Source organism: Hymenobacter sp. H14-R3 (assembly GCF_030063445.1).
Lineage (GTDB): Bacteria > Bacteroidota > Bacteroidia > Cytophagales > Hymenobacteraceae > Hymenobacter.
This window is the reverse complement of sequence record NZ_JASITD010000010.1, coordinates 163405-180853: the sequence shown is the minus strand read 5'-3', so window position 1 is coordinate 180853 and position 17449 is coordinate 163405. Positions and strand designations below refer to the sequence as shown.

The following is a 17449-nucleotide window of genomic DNA, read 5'->3' as shown; positions in this document are numbered from 1 at the left end:
CGACCTGGCCGACGCTCAGGCCAGCGTGGCTATTTATTTTGACTACTATAATCACGAGCGTTTGCACTCCAGCATCGCCTATCAACTGCCCTATTATACTCATCAACAGCTTCTTCAGCTTAGTGCCCTAAACTGTCCAGCATAATCGGACCACCTCATACTAACCGCAGATTCAAACGGATTAAACGAATTTCGCAGATACGCCGCTACGCGGCTGGCTAGCTAAATTTTAAGCTGATAATTTTCCGCTATGAAGCCCTTCTACTGGCTGCTGCTGGCCCTCACTGCGTGCGAACATACCAAGCCCGATTCTCCAGAAGCAAGCCTTCCGGCTAGGTCACACCATGCCGACGAGCAGCCAACTGCTATGGTCAGGTCCAATGTAGCATTCACGTCTGGCGACCGCCTTGTTAACGGGCTACACGACACCTTGCGCGTGGGTCGGGGCCTTGTGCTGCGGTTGGAACCAGGTAGTAAGAATGATTTTGCGCAGGCACCGCGTAGCCAAAGGCCGTATTCAGAAGCTCAAATCATCCGGCAAGAGGGTAATGGCCGGGTGAACCGTGTGGGCCATATCCTGGTAATTCGACCTTTCAAGGGCCCCTTGCTACGCTTTGCCGACGACACCTATCAAATGAGGGGGGGATGAGAAGGAGGATATGGGTACTCGTTGTGAGTTTTCGGGTAGTGTGCCCGGCCGGCCTTACTGGATAGTCGATAGCCTATTATTTCAATATGAATATTACCAACACTCTCTCATCAACAAATATTCGGGCCGCGCAACCTCCTTGTGGAATACTCCGGATCTTTCACCAAACCGTGAACAGCTACTGGTTGCCGCGCAGGGACTAAACAGTATTTTACACAATGGCTTGCAGTTATTCACTATATCCGACCAGTTAATTAGCCCATTATGGGCAAGGGAACTCACCAATTGGCAGCCGCAGCAGACCCGGTGGCTCGATAACCACACGATAGCTATTGAGCAGTTGCGTTTCGAGCCCCAAGAGCGTACTACTTACATTCGGCTGATTCTTCCTCAATAAAAACGCCCCGCTCCATCGGTGAACCGATGGAGCGGGGCGTTTTTATTGAGGCTGGACTACTAGTGCTTGGCGTCGCCGCCTTTGCCTACTTTGCCTTTGTTGACGGACATCGGGTTGTTGCCCTGCGGGTTATTGCGAATGTTATTTACTCCTTCGCCGGCATCGGCCCCGTCGGTGGTATTACCCTGGTGCGACACTTGGTTGTCGTTGGGGTTTTGCACCTTGGTGCTTTTGCCCTTGGTATTTTCGAACGGGTTGACGGAGGAAGCTTCGTCCTGCGGGTCGGTGGCTTTGTGTGCTAATGACATGGCGGGAAAAGGGTTAGTGAGCGTATAGCTATTGTACCCGCCAACGGGCCGTAAGGTTGCCCCGCCGCCCATCTTCTTGCCGAAGCTGGCTTACTCGGCCAGTTTTTCCAGGGCCGCCCGAAACGCGGGCGTGTCGTAGTCGGCCATGCCGCTGTGGCGGTCGGCCACCCGCCCGTTGGGCGTGAGAATGACGGTAGCTGGAATAGAGGGCGAATCGAACGGCGCGGGCAGCGGCGCAGCCGGAAAAAATACCGGCAGCGTGTAGCCCCGCTTCTTCAGCAAAGCCCGCGCCTTGTTCGGGTTTTCATCGAGCGAGATGAGCACGAAAGCCACCTTCGACGTGTCCGTTTTTTGATAGAGTGCTTGTAAGCCGGGCATTTCGGCCAGGCAGGGCGGGCACCAACTGGCCCACAGATTTACGAGCACCACTTTGCCCCGGAACTGGCGCAGGTTGGCCGGGTGGCCATCCAGGGTGTAAAGCGGCAGTGGGTACGGGTAGTCGGTGCGCAGGCTGGCGAAGCGCACGGGCAGCGCCGCCGGGGGCACGGGCGGCGTGGCACGCCACAGGCCGGTGGCCAGCAGGCCGCGCTGCACGGTGCTTAGCACGGGCAGACGCAGGTCCGTGGTCATCACCACCGCGAAGGCAGCGAAGAAAACAAGCTCGCCCCGGTTTTTACGCAGCCAGGTTAACATGGGGAGGTGAGATTAACTGTGAGTAGGCACCAAAAAGAACGTCATGCGGAGCTTGCCGAAGCATTTCGCCCGCACCGTTGGAGTTGTAACCCCAACGGTGCGAGCGAAATGCTTCGGCAAGCTCCGCATGACGTTCTTCTAATTATCTGTTATTTAGGCGTTTACTATAACCGGCTGCACGCGCACCAGCTCTTCAAACTGGGCTTCGCGGGCTTCGATTTCTTCCTGCGTGAGATTGAGCAGGCGCTCGGTACCGAATTTCTCGACGCAGAACGAGGCCATGGCTGAGCCGTGGATAACGGCGCGCTTCAGGTTTTCGAACGAGCAGTCGTCGGTGGCGGCGATGTGGCCGATGAAGCCGCCCGCAAACGTGTCGCCGGCGCCGGTGGGGTCGAATACTTCTTCCAGCGGCAGGGCCGGGGCGAAGAACGTTTTATTCTTGTGAAACAGCAGCGCGCCGTGCTCACCCTTCTTGATAATCAAGAACTTTGGCCCCAGGGCCAGAATTTTGCGAGCTGCTTTCACCAGCGAGTACTCGCCCGACAGCTGGCGGGCTTCCTCGTCGTTGATGCTGAGCACGTCTACCATTTCGATGGTGGCCAGCAACTCGTCGGGAGCCACGTCCATCCAGAAGTTCATGGTGTCGAGCACGATGAGTTTGGGGCGGTTCACGAGGCGCTCCACTACGAGGCGCTGCACCTGCGGGGCTAAGTTGCCCAGCATCAGGTACTTGCAATCCTGATACGCGTCCGGGATAAGGGGGTCGAACGAGCCAAGCACGTTGAGCTCAGTGGTAATGGTTTCGCGCGAGTTGAGGTCCTTATTATAGCGACCCGACCAGAAAAACGATTTCTCATCCGGCTTGATTTGCAGGCCCTCGGTATTTACACCGTGGTTTTCCAGCGTCTGGATGTCGGCCTGCGGGAAGTCGCCACCCACGACGGCCACCAGGTTCACGGGTTTGGTCGAGTACGAGGCCGACAGGCTGATATAAGTGGCCGCGCCACCGATGATTTTATCGGTTTTGCCGAAGGGGGTTTCCAGGGCGTCGAAGGCCACGGAGCCGATAACGAGCAGACTCATTGCGGAAATTTAGAGTGGTAAAAAGTAGGCGATTGGCTACGCAACTGCGCAAATAACAAAAAAAGTCCCTGGATTCGCATCCAGGGACTTTCCTGCGGGTAAATAATGGGGCTCGAACCCACGGCCTTCGGAATCACAATCCGATGCTCTAACCAGCTGAGCTATATCTACCGTGTGTGGTTTTGTGGGTGCAAAGATACGCGGAGGAATGTTTCCTGCAAGGTTTTTCAGCAAAAATCATCTGTCCTTGCGAGCGCAGCGCAGTGGAGCGCGGCAATCTTTCCTTACCATTCGGGGTACTAATCAGCTGGTGAGGACAATAAGGAAAGATTGCCGCGCTCCACTGCGTTGCGCTCGCAAGGACATCCCACTTTGCGGCCCACGCAGCAAAATAGCCCGACCTTTGCGGAATGGATACCCTTGCCGCCTTCGCCGACTTTAAACTTAACAAGCAATTACTCACCGCCGTAGCCGAGGCTGGCTTCACCGAGCCCACCCCGGTGCAGGTGCAAACCATTCCGCTGCTGCTGGCTGGGCACGACGTGCTGGGCATTGCCCAAACGGGCACCGGCAAAACGGCCGCCTTCGGCCTGCCGCTGCTCATGAAGGTGAAATATGCGCAGGGCGAGCACCCGCGCGCCCTCATCTTGGCCCCTACCCGCGAGCTGGCCATTCAACTCGAAAAGCACCTCAAAGCGCTGGCCACCTACACCGATTTGCGCATTTATGCCATCTACGGCGGGCTAGGGCCGAAAACGCAGATTGAAACCATTCAGGCCGGGCTCGATATTCTGATTGCCACGCCGGGCCGGCTGATGGAAATTTACCTCAAGGGTGATTTGGTGCTGAAAAATATTCAGACCTTGGTGCTTGATGAGGCCGATAAAATGATGGACATGGGCTTTATGCCCCAGATTCGGCGGGTGCTGGAAATTATTCCGCGCAAGCGCCAGAACGTACTGTTTTCGGCCACCATGCCCGAGCGGGTGACCATACTGAGCGAGGAGTTTCTGGAGTTTCCGGTGCGCGTGGAGGTAACGCCCCCCGCCCAGCCCGCCCAAACTGTGACCCAGAGCCTGTACGAAGTGCCCAACCTGGCCACCAAAATCAACCTGCTGGAGCACCTGCTGCACCGCGACGCCGAGCAGATGACGCGCGTGATGCTCTTTACCCGCACCAAGGAAAACGCCGACGAAGTGGCGCGCTTCCTGCAGCGCAAAGCGCCCGTGGGCGAGGTACGCGTAATTCACGGCAACAAGGGCCAGAACGCCCGCCTCAACAGCATGGACGCCTTTAAGGAGGGCGGCGTGCGCTACCTAGTGGCGACCGACGTGGCCTCACGCGGCATCGACGTGCCGCAGGTGAGCCACGTTATCAACTTCGACGTGCCGCTGGTGTACGATGACTACGTGCACCGCATTGGCCGCACGGGCCGGGCGCGGCACACGGGCGCGGCCATCACGTTTGCCAACCCCGCCGAGCGCCAGCACATCGAGCGCATCCAGGACATGATTCGGCAGGATATTGAGCTGCTACCCATTCCGGAGGAAGTGGAAATCACGAACACGCCCTTCATAGAGGGCCAGATTCACGCCCGCGTGCTCGATGAGCAGCGCCGCCGCGAAGACCCCGATTTCAAAGGCTCGTTCCACGAGAAAAAGGAATGGATTAAGCCCGGCGTCACCATCGACAAGCGCACCGGCAAGGCTTTCGAAGAAGGCAAGCACCACAAAAAGAGCCAGAAGGGCAACAAGAAAAACCCCGGCAAGAAAGGCGCTTCGGCCCCGGCCATGAAGGCCATCAATGCCCGCCCGCGCCGGCGCAGCAGCTAAGCGGCTATTCGAACAGGCAGCTAAGGCAGCAGCATAGACGCACTCAAAAGTGATGAGTTAAAATTCTGACAGTCAGACTTTTAACTCATCACTTTTGATTTCTACAGGCCTCGATTCATTTTCAATCAGTGCGGAATTGAAAGCCGTGCAGCCAGGCTTTTTCGTTGCGCCACACAACCCAGGCATAGCGCATGGCATTGCCGTCTTCCGTAAAGCGCAGCTTCATCCAATAGCCTTTCACCAGCACCGGGTAAAACTTTAAATCGCTGATGTTCTTTATCTTAAGCCCAACAAGCAATGCGGCGGTTGGCCGGGGCAGGCGGCGCAAATCGTAAGGCTGGTCATAGAGAACGGTGCGGTCCCACTGCCGCACAAAGGTGAAATAATCGCCCTGGCTGGCCTGGTGGCGCATGTAGCCGTTCCAGGTGTAGAAAATGCCGGCCCCGGGCTGGAGGTAGGCTTTTTTTCCCAGCTTGTCGATACTGATTTCGGTGTAGCCAGCGGCCTTTTTGGTGCAAATAAATTCCATGCCCTCGCTCCCGCATATGAAGGGCTGAATTTTTCCCTTGTGATAGGCTACCGGCTCGGCGCAGGCCATGCAGGTGGGGCAGGTAGTGCGCTCGGGGGTGAGGGTAGGCAGCCGCGTGGCCAGAAGGCTATCGCTGAACAAGGGCGGCGGTTTCCTGAAGAAGCTGGTATTCTGCTCGTTGAGCACCAATAGGCCCACGCCCAACTGGTCGGCTGGCGGCCGCGACTGGCCCCAGGCGAGAGGCAGCCAAAAGCCTAACAAGCTGGCCAGCAGGGTTATTTTCAGTTTCATTAGCAGCGTTGCGTGGGCGAGAGCACGAAGGTACTGGCTGGCAAAGCTAGCCGTTAGGCACGCCTTATATTAAATGCAAGTAACTGATTATCAATAATTTACTTAGTGGTGCAGCAGGTGCCCGATGCGGGCGCTGGCCAGCGTGAGCACGCCGCCCCAGAGCAGCGCGCTCCAGAGCATGTGCAGCATAATGCGCTGGCGCGGCACGCCCAGCAGCGTGGCGATAACGGTGCCCCCGATGGGCGAGAGCAGCACCGGCGTCAAAAACGCGATGCCGCCCATGCCAAATCGCCGAAATACCTTGATAATGTTGCGTGAGCGCTTGGAAAACACCGGCTCGCGGCGCAGGCGGCGCTGCTGCTGCCGGTGGCGTACCCACACCCGGCCCACGCCCGAAATGATAAACACGCTCGTCATCATGCCGGCCACGGTGAGGCCCATGGTGGGCCAAAAACCCAGGCCCATGCTGCTCCCCGCCAGCGGGCCGCCCAAAAACTTAACGGTGCTGAGCAGAAAGACAGTGGCAAGTTTCATGGTAAATTGTAACACCAGCACGGGGAAAGTGAAATTGGGCGGCCCAGCCACTAAAAATGAGGTGGGCAGTCTCGCAAACATACCCGGTTTCGACCAAGCTGGTTCCGCACAGCCCCAACGCTGCCCGGGCAGCAGGCGGTACAAAAGCAGCGGCCGGACCGGGTTTAAGCCCGTTAAATTTTGCTGCCGAAGGCGAGGTCGCCGGCATCGCCGAGGCCGGGGATGATGTAGGCTTGCTCGTTGAGCTTCTCATCGACGGCGGCCATCCAGAGCGTGGCTTCCGGAATTTCGCGCATCACGTAGGCCACGCCCTCGGGCGAGGCGATGACGGCGGCAATGTGCACCTGGCGCGGCGTGCCAAAGCGCAGCATGGCGCGGTAGGTTTGCACCAGGCTTTTGCCGGTGGCCAGCATGGGGTCAACCAGGATGAGCACGCGCTCATCGAGGCGCGGGGCGGTGAGGTAGTCGAGCTGCACCTGCACCTGGGCCGTACCCTCGATGCGGTAGGCGGCCGCGAAGGCGCTGGGGCTTTGGTCGAAATAGTTGAGAAAGCCCTGGTGAAACGGCAGGCCGGCGCGCAGCACGGTGGCCAGCACCGGAAAATCGCGCAGCAGCTGGCTGGCCGCCTCGCCCAGCGGCGTGCGCACCGACTGCGGCGTGTAGCTGAGGTGGCTGCTGATGCGGAAGGCGATTATTTCGCCCAGCCGCTGCAAGTTGCGCCGAAAGCGCAGGCTGTCCTTTTGAATATCGACGTCACGCAGCTCGGCCAGAAAATGATTGGCAATGCTGGGCTCGGCACAAATGACGTGCAGGCGCTCGGCGGGGGCGGTGGTATCGGGGGTAGTCAGGGGCGCATCCATGTTGGAAACCAAGTGTTGACGGTGAACGTGAGCGTGGGGTAGGCCACGGGCCGGGCCCCGAAGTTCGCGAAGAAACGCCCAATGGCCGGCCGGCTGCCGCCCTCAAAGTCGAATACCTGCCCCGGCTGCCCCGCGTGCCGGGCCAGCGCCTCGTCAACCAGCAGCAGCGGCGCGCCCGCCGCCCGCCCCGCCGGCGAGGCCGCCGCAAACAGGTACACCACCCCGCCCATGTGCCGCACAAACAGCGCGCCCGCTAGCAGCGCACTGGTAGCGGGGTCGCGCACCTGGCGCAGCTCGGCCACGCCCCGAGCCAGCGCGGCGGCGTAGAGACGGCGCAGCGGCGCGTAGTGGCGCGGGCGCAGGCCAGTATGCTCGGAGCCCCGGTAGGTGAGAAAAAGCTGAATGAGCTCATCCAAGTCTTTGCTTTCGCTAACTATCAGTGGGTCATGTAGTTCGGTATTTCGGCGCAGGCGGCGGCGGTAGTCGGCGGCGTAGGCCTGGCGCAGGGCGGCAACAGCGGGGCCCAGGCTGAGGTGGTAGGTAAGGCGCTCGGCGGCGGCAAAGCCGGGCGGCAGCGGGGGCAGCGGCAGCACCGCAGGCGGCAGCTGCTGGTAGAGATAGCTTACGAATTTATTTGCAACTACCAGATAATCTGCTAGTTGCAAATAAGCACTTTCTGCCGTGAGCACCAGGCCCAGCTGCTGCGTGAAAAGTGGCTGGTAGGCCACCCGGCCCCAGGGCCGCCACTTGGTGGGCAGCGGCAGCAGCGAGCGGTATTCGCCGGCCGGGCCCAGCTCGACCACGGCAGCCCAGCGGCCGGCGGTGGCGCGCAGCCACCACGCCTGGGCGTAGGGCGGCGCGCCGGGGCTGGCAGCCACGCAGGCATCCCAGCGGGCAAGGTCGAGGGCAGAAAAACGGAGCAGGCGAAGCACGGCGGGCGGGGCAGCCCGGGCGGTGGGCCAGAGCCAAAGGTCGGGGCCAAAACCCAAGGCAGCGGCGGCCGACGTAAATTTGCCTGACCTGCCCCCTTTCGGGTAGTTTTTGGTTGAATGAAATACTACCTGTCTTTCTTATTGCTCGCCTTGGTGGGCCCGCTGGCGGCCCAGACTACGCCGCCCCAGCCCAACTCGGCCAACTGGTACATCTTCGACAAGCCCCTGCCGCCCGCGCCCAGCGGCGAAAAGCCGGTGAGCAAGGAGCCCAAAGCCGATAAAGCCGACCAGCCCGTTATCGTAGATAGCAAGCCCACGCAGCCCACCGCGGTGGAGGCCAGGCCAGCCCCGGCCGTGGTGCAAGATGCCCCCGCGCTGCCCGCCCGCCCCGGCTACCGCGCGGCGCGCTCGCCCTACCAGGGCCCGCTCTACGTGCCGCTCGACCCCAATACCTACCGGCTCATCGACCGCTACGCTATTAAGTATGGGCCCGATTCGCTGCAAGACCCCCACACCAGCGCCCGGCCCTACACCCGCTCGGCGGCGGGCCACCTGGGCGAGCATTTGCTCGATAGCGGGGCCGACTTGTCGGCCGCCGACCGCTTTAATGCGCAATACCTGGTGCAGGATAACTGGATGTTTTCGGCCACCGGCGACAGCCTCAACCAGAGCCGGAAGCCGTTTCTAAAGTATTTCTACCGCGACCAGACCGATTTTTACCACGTTCAGACCAAGGACTTTTCCTTCCGCCTCAATCCCGTGCTGCTGCTGCAAGCCGGCGCCGACCGCGGCACAAACAGCAACAGCGGCCTGCGCTACGTGAACACCCGCGGCGTGGCCTTTGAGGGGCTGATTGACCAGCGGCTGGGCTTCTACGGCTTTCTTACCGATAACCAGGAGAAGGTACCGGGCTGGGTGCAAGCCCAAACCGAGCTGGATAGCCGGCCCGGCAACCCAGTGGCCCCGCACGAGGGCTACACCAAGCCTTTTAAGGGCCTCGCTAGCGCCTACGACTTTTTTACGGCGCGCGGCGGCATCACCTACGCCGCCACCCGGCACATTAATGTGCAGCTGGCCCACGACCGCAACTTTATCGGCAATGGGTACCGCTCGCTCATTCTGAGCGATTACAGCTCGCCCTATTTCTTTCTGAAGCTGAATACCCGCGTCTGGAAATTTAATTACCAGAACATTTTTGCCGAGCTCACGGCCCGCCGGGGCATCGCCAACACCGATACGCTGTACCCCAAGAAGTACTTGGCGCTGCACCACCTGAGCTTCGATGTGACCAATAATTTCAACATCGGCGTGTTTGAGTCGGAGGTGTCGGGCGGGCCGGGGCGGGGGCTGGAGCTGCAATACCTGAACCCCCTTATTTTCTACCGCGCTATCGAGCAGCAAGTTGGCTCGACCGATAATGCCCTGCTGGGCCTCGACTTTAAGTGGAACATCAAGCACCGCGCCCAGCTGTATGGCCAGTTGGTGCTGGATGAGTTTAAGATAAAAGAAGTGCTGGCCGGCGATGGCTGGTGGAGTAATAAGCAGGCCATCCAGCTCGGCGGCAAGCTCATCGACCTGGCCGGTATCCGCAACCTCGACTTGCAGGTGGAGTTCAACTACATCCGGCCCTACACGTACCAGCACACCAATATTTATACTGCCTATGAGCAGTACCAGCAGCCCCTTGCCCACCCTATGGGAGCCAACCTGACCGAAATTCTGGGCGTGCTCAGCTATCAGCCGCTGCCCCGCCTGAACTTAGTGGCCAAGGCGTTCTATACCAAGCAGGGCCTCGATTTTGTGTACAACCCGGTGGGCATGCCCATCTTGGACAGCAACTACGGCTCAAATCCCTTGCTGCCCTACGACAAACGCCCCCTCGATGCCACTGGCAAGCCCCGCGAGTACGGCTACCGCGTGGGCGACGGCAACACCAGCCACCTCTTCCACGGCGACCTCACGGCTACTTACCAGCCCCGCCTCAACCTGTACCTCGACGCCAGCCTTATTGTGCGGCATCAGTCAATCAATCAGCCGCTTACTTACACAGATGGTGGCTCCATCGGCAACGGCACGGAGGTGTACCCGTCGGTGGCGCTACGCTGGAATATCGCCCAGCGCCTGCACGAATTTTAACCGCAGATTCAAACGGATTAAACGGATTTCGCAGATACGCCGCTGCGCGGCTGACTACGCTTTTTGCTGACTATGCCTTTTGGATTGTTTCCCCTTTTTGATTTGAGATGGCTGACATTACTTTTTTGTATCGTCCTGTTAATCAGGTGGAGCTGGATTTAATTGCGGCCAGCGGGTGGCGGGCGTTTCCGCCCCGGCTGCCGGAGCAGCCCATCTTCTATCCGGTGCTGAACGAGGAGTACGCGGTGCAAATCAGCCGCGACTGGAACGTGCCTTACTACGGCGTGGGCCACGTGGTGCGCTTCGCGGTGGCTACCGACTACCTGGCCCAATTCGCGGTGCAAAACGTGGGCGACGCCCAACACAACGAGCTATGGGTGCCCGCCGAGCAGCTGCCCGAGTTCAACCAGCACATCCAAGGCAAAATTGAAGTAACCGCCACGTTTCGCCACTAGCCAGCGCCCCACAAAGCACCCGGCCCCGCCCGCCTCGCATAGTCAGCCGCTTTAGCGGCGTATCTGCGAAATCCGTTTAATCCGTTTGAATCTGCGGTCCGGAAGCCGTTTAATCTGTGACTCTTTGAGAACTTACCTGCGCCTGCTGAGCTTTTCGCGGCCCTACGCCGACTTTGTGCCGCTTTACGCGGTGTACGCTACGCTGGGCATCTTCTTCGGCATCGCCAACTTCACGCTGGTTATTCCGCTGCTCAACGTGCTGTTCAACACCACCGATACGCACACGGTGGCCGCCCCGACGGCACTACCGGCCTTCTCGCTGTCCATCGACTTCATCAAGGAGCTGTTCAACTACTACTTCAACCAGATGCTGGGGCGCTACGGCAAGCAGGGCACGCTGGCGTTTGTGTGCGTACTGATAATTGTGTCGGTGTTTCTGAGCAACGTGTTTCGCTACCTGGGCGGGCGGCTGCTGGCGCGGGTGCGGGCGCGGGTGGTGCGCAACGTGCGCGGCGCGCTCTTCGGGCGCATCACCGAGCTGGAGCTGGGCTACTTCTCCAACGAGCGCAAGGGCGACCTCATTTCGCGCCTGACGAATGACGTGCAGGAGGTCGAGATTTCGGTGGTCAATACGCTCACGGCCGTGTTCAAGGAGCCGCTCAACATTGTGGGCATTTTTGTGCTGCTGTTCTCGATGTCGGCGCGGCTCACACTGTTTTCGCTGGTGCTGCTACCCATTTCGGGCGGCATTATTGCCAGCGTGTCGAAGCGCCTGCGCCGCCACGCCACCATTAGCCAGACCACGCTGGGCGCTATGCTTTCGGTGATTGAGGAGACGCTGGGCGGCATGCGCGTGGTGAAGGCGTTTAACGCCCGCAACTACGTGTTTGGTAAGTTCCAGTACCAGAATGACTTATACGCCCGCACCACGCAGGCCATCGACAACACCCGCGACCTGGCTTCGCCGTTCAGTGAGTTTGCGGGCGTGACGGTGGTGGCGGGGCTGCTGTACTACGGCGGCTCACTGGTGCTCAGCGGCGAGGCCGGCGGGCTGTCAGCCTCGGAGTTTATGACCTACATCATCCTGTTTTCGCAGATTCTGACGCCCGCCAAAAACCTCTCGGGGGCGTTTGGCGGCATCCAGCGCGGGCTGGTGGCCGGCGGCCGGGTGCTCAGCATTATTGATACTGAGTCGAACGTGCGCGATAAGCCGGGGGCCATCGAGCTGCCCGAGTTTAAGGAGCAGGTCGAACTGCGTAACCTGAGCTTTCACTACGGCGACGTACCCGTGCTGTTTGACGTGAGCCTGACCGTGAAAAAGGGCCAGACCATTGCGCTCGTAGGCCCCAGCGGCGGTGGCAAAAGCACCCTGGCCGACCTGCTGCCCCGCTTCTACGACCCTAGCGCCGGGCAGGTGCTCATAGATGGCCACGACGTGCGCGACTGCACCCTGCACTCGGTGCGCGCCCAGATGGGCATCGTCACGCAGGAAAGCATCCTGTTTAACGATACCATTTACAACAACATCAAGTTTAACACCGAAGCCACAGAGGAAGAGGTGATAGAAGCCGCTAAAACGGCCAATGCCCACGACTTTATCATGGCCTCGCCCGACGGCTACCAAACCACCATCGGCGACCGGGGCGGGCGGCTCTCGGGCGGGCAGCGCCAGCGCTTGAGCATTGCCCGCGCCATTTTGCGCAACCCGCCCATTCTCATTCTCGACGAAGCCACCTCGGCCCTCGACACCGAGAGCGAGAAGCTGGTGCAGGAGGCCCTTACGCGCCTCATGGCCTCGCGCACCTCGCTCGTTATTGCCCACCGCCTCAGCACGGTGCGCCACGCCGACGAGATTATCGTGCTCCAGCACGGCCGCATTGTGGAGCGCGGCACCCACGACGAGCTGCTGCTGCGCGAGGGCGGCCTCTACCACCGCCTTAGCCAGCTGCAAACCAACGCCGCGTTAGTCTGAACGTAAGGGAAAGCGAGCCTGCTGGTTCAGCCTATTTTTGGCATTCATCCATCCTTTTGCTCCTTCGTTATGCTCTTTCTCAAACGCATTGTTACCATCATTGCGCTACTTTACTTGCTTGTGGCGCTGCTCTTCCTGTTTTTCCCGGCCGTGCGCTCGTCCATGAGCGTGTTTGGGGTCGAAGCCTACACGCTGGGCATGGAGGTGAACCTGCTGCTGGGCCTCACCTGGGTGGGCGTATTCGTCACGGCCCTGCTCATGCTGGTGGAGAAAGCCGACAGCGGCCTGCTGCGCCGCAATGTATCGAAGCAGGAGCAGAAAATAAACGAGCTAAAAGCCCAGCTTTTCGACGCTAAAAAGCCCCCCATGCAGCCGCAGCACCTGCCCAACCCCACCGTGTATCCGCCCGCCCGCAGCGTGCCCCCGACGCCTGGCCCTGCTGCGCCCACTTATCCCCAGGCTTATAACACGCCGCCCACTCCCCCACCCACCTACTAGTTTTTCTGCTTGCACCTCCCCGACCTCATCCGCGCCGAGCTGACTGAAGCCCGCTCCGTGCTCGACCAGTTTTTGGCCGATGAACCCAACCTCGCCCGCATTGCCCAGGCCGCTGAGCTATTTGCGGCCAGCCTCAATGGCGGCGGCAAAGTCCTCACCTGCGGCAACGGCGGCAGCCTCTGCGACGCCCAGCACTTTGCCGAGGAGCTGAGCGGCCGCTACCGCCACAACCGCCGCGCCCTGGCCGCCATCGCCCTCACCGAAGCCTCGCACATGACCTGCGTGGCCAATGACTTCGGCTTCGAGTTCGTATTCAGCCGCTTCGTGGAGGCGCTGGGCCGGCCCGGCGATGTGCTGCTGGCCATCAGCACCAGCGGCAACTCGCCCAACATCCTGCGCGCGGCCGAGGCCGCCCGCGCCGCCGGCATGAAAGTCGTGAGCCTTACCGGCAAAGACGGCGGCCAGCTCGCCGCCCTCAGCGACGTGGAGCTTCGCGTGCCGCACTTCGGCTTTGCCGACCGCATCCAGGAGGTGCACATCAAGGTCATTCACATCCTGATATTGCTAATTGAGAAGCTGGTAATCGCGTAGTTTTTTGCTCGCTTAATAGGGCTTACGTGCTCCACTGCGTTGCGCTCGCAAGGACAAACGTTTGCTTTAATCAGAACGTCATGCTTCCCTGCGGAATGCATGACGTTCTTTTTTGGCCCCTCCCCCACCGTTTATGCGCGGGCCTGCCGTTCTTTTGTAGGTAAAATCGTTATACTAAAAAGATGCTGACTAAAACCTACGGCTCCGCCGTGCAAGGGGTTAATGCGTATACCATTACCATTGAAGTAGTTGTGACGGCGGGCACGCTGTTCTACGTGGTGGGTTTGGCCGACAGCGCCATCAAGGAAAGCCAGCAGCGCATCGAGTCGGCCCTGAAATTGCGCGGCTACCGCATGCCCCGCACCAAGGTGGTGGTGAACATGGCCCCGGCCGATATCCGCAAGGAAGGCGCGGCCTATGACCTGCCCATTGCGCTGGGCATTTTGCACGCTTCGCAGCAGCTAACTACTGATAATCTAGGCGATTACATCATTATGGGCGAGCTCTCGCTCGACGGCGCGCTGCGGCCCATCAAGGGCGTGCTGCCCATTGCCATTCAGGCCCGCAAGGAGGGGTTTAAGGGCATTATTCTGCCCAAGGAAAACGCCCAGGAAGCGGCCATCGTTAACAACCTCGATGTGATTCCGGTGGAGACGATGCAGCAGGCCATCGACTTCTTTGAAGGCCGTGAAGTGATTGAGCCCGTGCGCATTGACACGCGCGACATCTTTCAGCACACCGCCAACCAGTACGCCGCCGACTTTGCCGACGTGCAGGGCCAGGAAAACATCAAGCGCGCGCTGGAAATAGCGGCGGCCGGCGGCCACAACGTGATTATGATTGGGCCGCCCGGCGCGGGCAAAACCATGCTGGCCAAGCGTTTGCCCACCATTTTACCACCCCTCAACATGCAGGAGGCCCTCGAAACTACCAAGATTCACTCGGTGGCCGGCAAGCTGAGCACCGGCCAGGGCTTGCTCAACCAGCGGCCCTTTCGGGCCCCGCACCACACCATTTCGGACGTGGCGCTGGTGGGCGGCGGCAGCAACCCGCAGCCAGGCGAAATCTCGCTTTCGCACAATGGTGTGCTGTTTCTCGATGAGCTGCCCGAGTTCAAGCGCACCGTGCTGGAGGTGATGCGCCAGCCGCTGGAAGAGCGCCGCGTCACGATTTCGCGGGCCAAGGTGAGCATCGATTTTCCGGCCAATTTTATGCTCATTGCCAGCATGAACCCTTGTCCGTGTGGGTATTACAACCACCCCGACAAGGAGTGCGTATGCGGCCCCGGCGTGGTGCAAAAGTACCTCAACAAGGTGTCGGGACCGCTACTCGACCGCATCGACCTGCACGTGGAGGTAACGCCCGTGACCTTCGACCAGATGACGGAAACCCGCAAGTCGGAAACCAGCCACGACATTCAGTTGCGCGTGGAGAAAGCCCGCGACGTGCAGACCAAGCGCTTCGCCGACCAGGCCGACGTGCACTCCAACGCCATGATGCCCCCGCAAATGGTGAAGGACATCTGCGAGATAAGTGAGGCCGGCCGCACGCTGCTCAAAACGGCCATGGAGCGCCTTGGCCTGAGCGCCCGCGCCTACGACCGCATCCTGAAAGTGGCCCGCACCATTGCCGACCTCGCTGATACCGAAGAGATTCAGATTCAGCACCTTGCCGAAGCCATTCAGTACCGCAGCCTCGACCGCGAGGGCTGGGCGGGGTAACTTTGCCCAACGCATTTAGCCAGAAGCGTTGCGCCACAACGCTGGCTAGTTGGGTTTGTCCGTCATCGTCCGTTGCCTCCCCTGCTGGTGTATAAGTCCGTCGTTAAGCCGCTCCTTTTCAAGCTCGATGCCGAGCGCGCCCATCACTTCGTATTCGATAACCTGAAGTGGACCAGTCAGTTACCAGGTACTGCTGCCGCGCTGCGCGGCCTCTACGACTACCGCCACCCCAGCCTGGCGCGCACGGTGTTCGGGCTCCAGTTTGCCAACCCCGTGGGCTTGGCGGCGGGCTTCGATAAGAACGCGGCCCTCACCGACGAGCTGGCCACCATGGGCTTCGGCTTCGTCGAGATTGGCACCGTTACGCCCCGGCCGCAGCCCGGCAACCCGCAGCCGCGCCTGTTTCGGCTGCCCCAGGATGAGGCGCTGATTAACCGCATGGGGTTCAACAACGACGGGGCCACCGCCGTGGCCGCCCGCCTGCGCCAGCGCCGCAACCGGCACCTCATCATCGGGGGCAACATCGGCAAGAACAAGGACACGCCCAACGAGCGCGCCGGCGACGATTACGTGGCCGCCTTCGAGGCCCTGGCCGAAGTAGTCGATTATTTTGTGGTCAACGTGAGTTCGCCCAACACGCCCGGCCTGCGCGAGCTCCAGGATAAGAAGCCGTTAATCAAGTTGTTGCAGCAAGTACAGGAGCGCAACCTGGCCCGCCCCCAGCCGCGCCCCCTCCTGCTCAAGATAGCGCCCGACCTCACCAATGCGCAGCTCGACGACATCCTCGAAATAGCCCGCGAAACCCAGCTCAGCGGCCTGGTAGCCACCAACACCACCATCAGCCGCGACGGGCTGACCACCGCCGCCGGCCAGGTGGCTGGCTACGGCGCGGGCGGCCTTAGCGGGCGGCCCCTGCGGGCGCGGGCCACCGAGGTTATCGCCTACCTGCACCGCCGCAGCCAGGGCGCGCTGCCCATTATCGGGGCGGGCGGCATCCACTCGGCTGCCGATGCGCTCGAAAAGCTAGCCGCCGGCGCAGCGCTGGTGCAGCTCTACACGGGCTTTATTTATGAAGGCCCCGGGCTGGTGAGGAAAATTAATAAGCAGCTGGTGGTGGGCAATGGGTAACGGAACGTCATGCTGACGGCAGGGGGCATCTCGCGTGGGGTAGTAACCCCATTCGTCCAATGAGGCGAACGAGATGCTTCCTTGGTCAGCATGACGTTCTGTTACCCCTTATAAATTACCTGTGCCGTAGCCGGCTGAATACGCACTTCCAGTACATCGGCGGGGCGCTGGCCCTGAGCGAAGCGGGCTTTGTAGCTCCGGCTCACCCATACCAGGGGCGGCACGAACACCAGGGTAGGCCACAGAAAATTCCAGGGCCAGGGAATGAAAGGCAGGCTGGTGGCCGAAAAAGCTGATACCGCCGCGATATACGCCCCCACGAAGCCCGACATGTGATTGAGCAGCCATTGCCCCGCCGGCCACGGCCCGCGCCGCCGCAGGCCCGCCAGTTGCCGGCCGGTCAGCAGCATCCCTATCAGCCCAAATACCAGGGAGGGCACCACGCCCGCCATTACCCCATACCCCAGCGTGCCACTGAAAATGAGTAGCCCGGCCCCGGCCAGCAGCCAGTCGGCCAGGGCGGGGCGGGCGCCCGCAGCGCGGCCCACCGCTAGGTGCTTCTGGTAGAGTGAGCGGTAGCCAAACAAGGCGAGGTACAGACTAAAAATTCCTGTTAACAGCAAGAAAGTCATACCTTTAAAGCTCGCGTTGAAGATGGCCGTGCTGCCGGCCACTACCATCGCCCAAAAAAATACCAGCCCCCAGCGCCGGTGCGCTGGCCCGCCTTTGCGCACGGCCAGCGCCACCGGGGCCACAAAAAACCCGATGAATCCCGCCGCAATGTGCAGGTAGCGGGTGTACTGAAGCAGGGTAGCAAGCACGGCGCAGGCAAAACCCGGA

The 17449-nt window shown here is 60.5% G+C and carries 17 protein-coding genes and 1 tRNA gene; 9 read left to right on the top strand and 9 right to left on the bottom strand.

Features of this window, described 5'->3' with window-relative positions; translation table 11 throughout:
* Window positions 1–4: 4 nt before the first annotated feature.
* Window positions 5–145, top strand: a complete 141-nt coding sequence (locus tag QMK33_RS23595) for a hypothetical protein (RefSeq protein WP_502867060.1) — start codon at window positions 5–7, stop codon at window positions 143–145.
* Window positions 146–1105: 960 nt separating this feature from the next.
* Here the strand turns inward: QMK33_RS23595 and QMK33_RS11520 are convergent.
* The 4 genes from QMK33_RS11520 to QMK33_RS11505 all read right to left on the bottom strand — a co-directional run bounded on the left by QMK33_RS11520 (window position 1106) and on the right by QMK33_RS11505 (window position 3301).
* A complete protein-coding gene (locus QMK33_RS11520) occupies window positions 1106–1354 on the bottom strand; it encodes a hypothetical protein (RefSeq protein WP_283564732.1) in 249 nt (82 codons plus the stop codon).
* 90 nt (window positions 1355–1444) lie between these two features.
* On the bottom strand, window positions 1445–2047 hold the full coding sequence (locus QMK33_RS11515; protein ID WP_283564731.1) for a TlpA family protein disulfide reductase: 603 nt from the start codon (window positions 2045–2047) through the stop codon (window positions 1445–1447).
* A gap of 153 nt (window positions 2048–2200) precedes the next feature.
* Entirely contained in the window at window positions 2201–3130 is a 930-nt protein-coding gene (locus QMK33_RS11510) for a PfkB family carbohydrate kinase (protein WP_283564730.1), read from the bottom strand.
* A 97-nt stretch (window positions 3131–3227) separates the two neighbouring features.
* Window positions 3228–3301 (bottom strand) — tRNA-His (locus tag QMK33_RS11505).
* 239 nt (window positions 3302–3540) lie between these two features.
* Here QMK33_RS11505 and QMK33_RS11500 point away from each other — a divergent pair.
* A complete protein-coding gene (locus tag QMK33_RS11500; RefSeq protein WP_283564729.1) occupies window positions 3541–4962 on the top strand; it encodes a DEAD/DEAH box helicase in 1422 nt (473 codons plus the stop codon).
* Window positions 4963–5083: 121 nt separating this feature from the next.
* On the opposite strand, the gene QMK33_RS11495 is transcribed toward QMK33_RS11500, so the two are convergent.
* From QMK33_RS11495 to QMK33_RS11480, 4 genes are all read right to left on the bottom strand, one after another.
* Window positions 5084–5782, bottom strand: coding sequence for a hypothetical protein (locus QMK33_RS11495; RefSeq protein WP_283564728.1), 699 nt, complete (start codon window positions 5780–5782; stop codon window positions 5084–5086).
* A 102-nt stretch (window positions 5783–5884) separates the two neighbouring features.
* Window positions 5885–6316 (bottom strand): hypothetical protein, encoded by a 432-nt coding sequence (locus QMK33_RS11490; RefSeq protein WP_283564727.1) that lies wholly within the window; start codon window positions 6314–6316, stop codon window positions 5885–5887.
* 173 nt (window positions 6317–6489) lie between these two features.
* Window positions 6490–7176, bottom strand: coding sequence for a uracil phosphoribosyltransferase (upp, locus tag QMK33_RS11485; protein ID WP_283564726.1), 687 nt, complete (start codon window positions 7174–7176; stop codon window positions 6490–6492).
* Window positions 7161–8108, bottom strand: a complete 948-nt coding sequence (locus QMK33_RS11480) for a GNAT family N-acetyltransferase (protein ID WP_283564725.1) — start codon at window positions 8106–8108, stop codon at window positions 7161–7163. Before QMK33_RS11480 ends, upp begins: the two co-directional genes overlap by 16 nt.
* 117 nt (window positions 8109–8225) lie before the next feature.
* On the opposite strand from QMK33_RS11480, the gene QMK33_RS11475 reads away from it, so the two are divergent.
* The 7 genes from QMK33_RS11475 to QMK33_RS11445 all read left to right on the top strand — a co-directional run bounded on the left by QMK33_RS11475 (window position 8226) and on the right by QMK33_RS11445 (window position 16609).
* On the top strand, window positions 8226–10244 hold the full coding sequence (locus QMK33_RS11475) for a capsule assembly Wzi family protein (protein ID WP_283564724.1): 2019 nt from the start codon (window positions 8226–8228) through the stop codon (window positions 10242–10244).
* Window positions 10245–10351: 107 nt separating this feature from the next.
* On the top strand, window positions 10352–10699 hold the full coding sequence (locus QMK33_RS11470; protein WP_283564723.1) for a hypothetical protein: 348 nt from the start codon (window positions 10352–10354) through the stop codon (window positions 10697–10699).
* Window positions 10700–10823: 124 nt separating this feature from the next.
* Complete coding sequence (locus QMK33_RS11465; protein WP_283564722.1) at window positions 10824–12671, top strand: ABC transporter ATP-binding protein; 1848 nt, start codon at window positions 10824–10826, stop codon at window positions 12669–12671.
* 69 nt (window positions 12672–12740) lie between these two features.
* On the top strand, window positions 12741–13169 hold the full coding sequence (locus QMK33_RS11460) for a hypothetical protein (protein WP_283564721.1): 429 nt from the start codon (window positions 12741–12743) through the stop codon (window positions 13167–13169).
* Between the two features lie 9 nt (window positions 13170–13178).
* Complete coding sequence (lpcA, locus tag QMK33_RS11455; RefSeq protein ID WP_283564720.1) at window positions 13179–13760, top strand: D-sedoheptulose 7-phosphate isomerase; 582 nt, start codon at window positions 13179–13181, stop codon at window positions 13758–13760.
* 182 nt (window positions 13761–13942) lie between these two features.
* Complete coding sequence (locus QMK33_RS11450) at window positions 13943–15481, top strand: YifB family Mg chelatase-like AAA ATPase (protein ID WP_283564719.1); 1539 nt, start codon at window positions 13943–13945, stop codon at window positions 15479–15481.
* An 87-nt stretch (window positions 15482–15568) separates the two neighbouring features.
* Complete coding sequence (locus tag QMK33_RS11445) at window positions 15569–16609, top strand: quinone-dependent dihydroorotate dehydrogenase (RefSeq protein WP_283564736.1); 1041 nt, start codon at window positions 15569–15571, stop codon at window positions 16607–16609.
* A gap of 101 nt (window positions 16610–16710) precedes the next feature.
* On the opposite strand, the gene QMK33_RS11440 is transcribed toward QMK33_RS11445, so the two are convergent.
* Window positions 16711–17430 (bottom strand): DUF2306 domain-containing protein, encoded by a 720-nt coding sequence (locus tag QMK33_RS11440; RefSeq protein ID WP_283564718.1) that lies wholly within the window; start codon window positions 17428–17430, stop codon window positions 16711–16713.
* Between the last annotated feature and the right edge of the window lie 19 nt (window positions 17431–17449).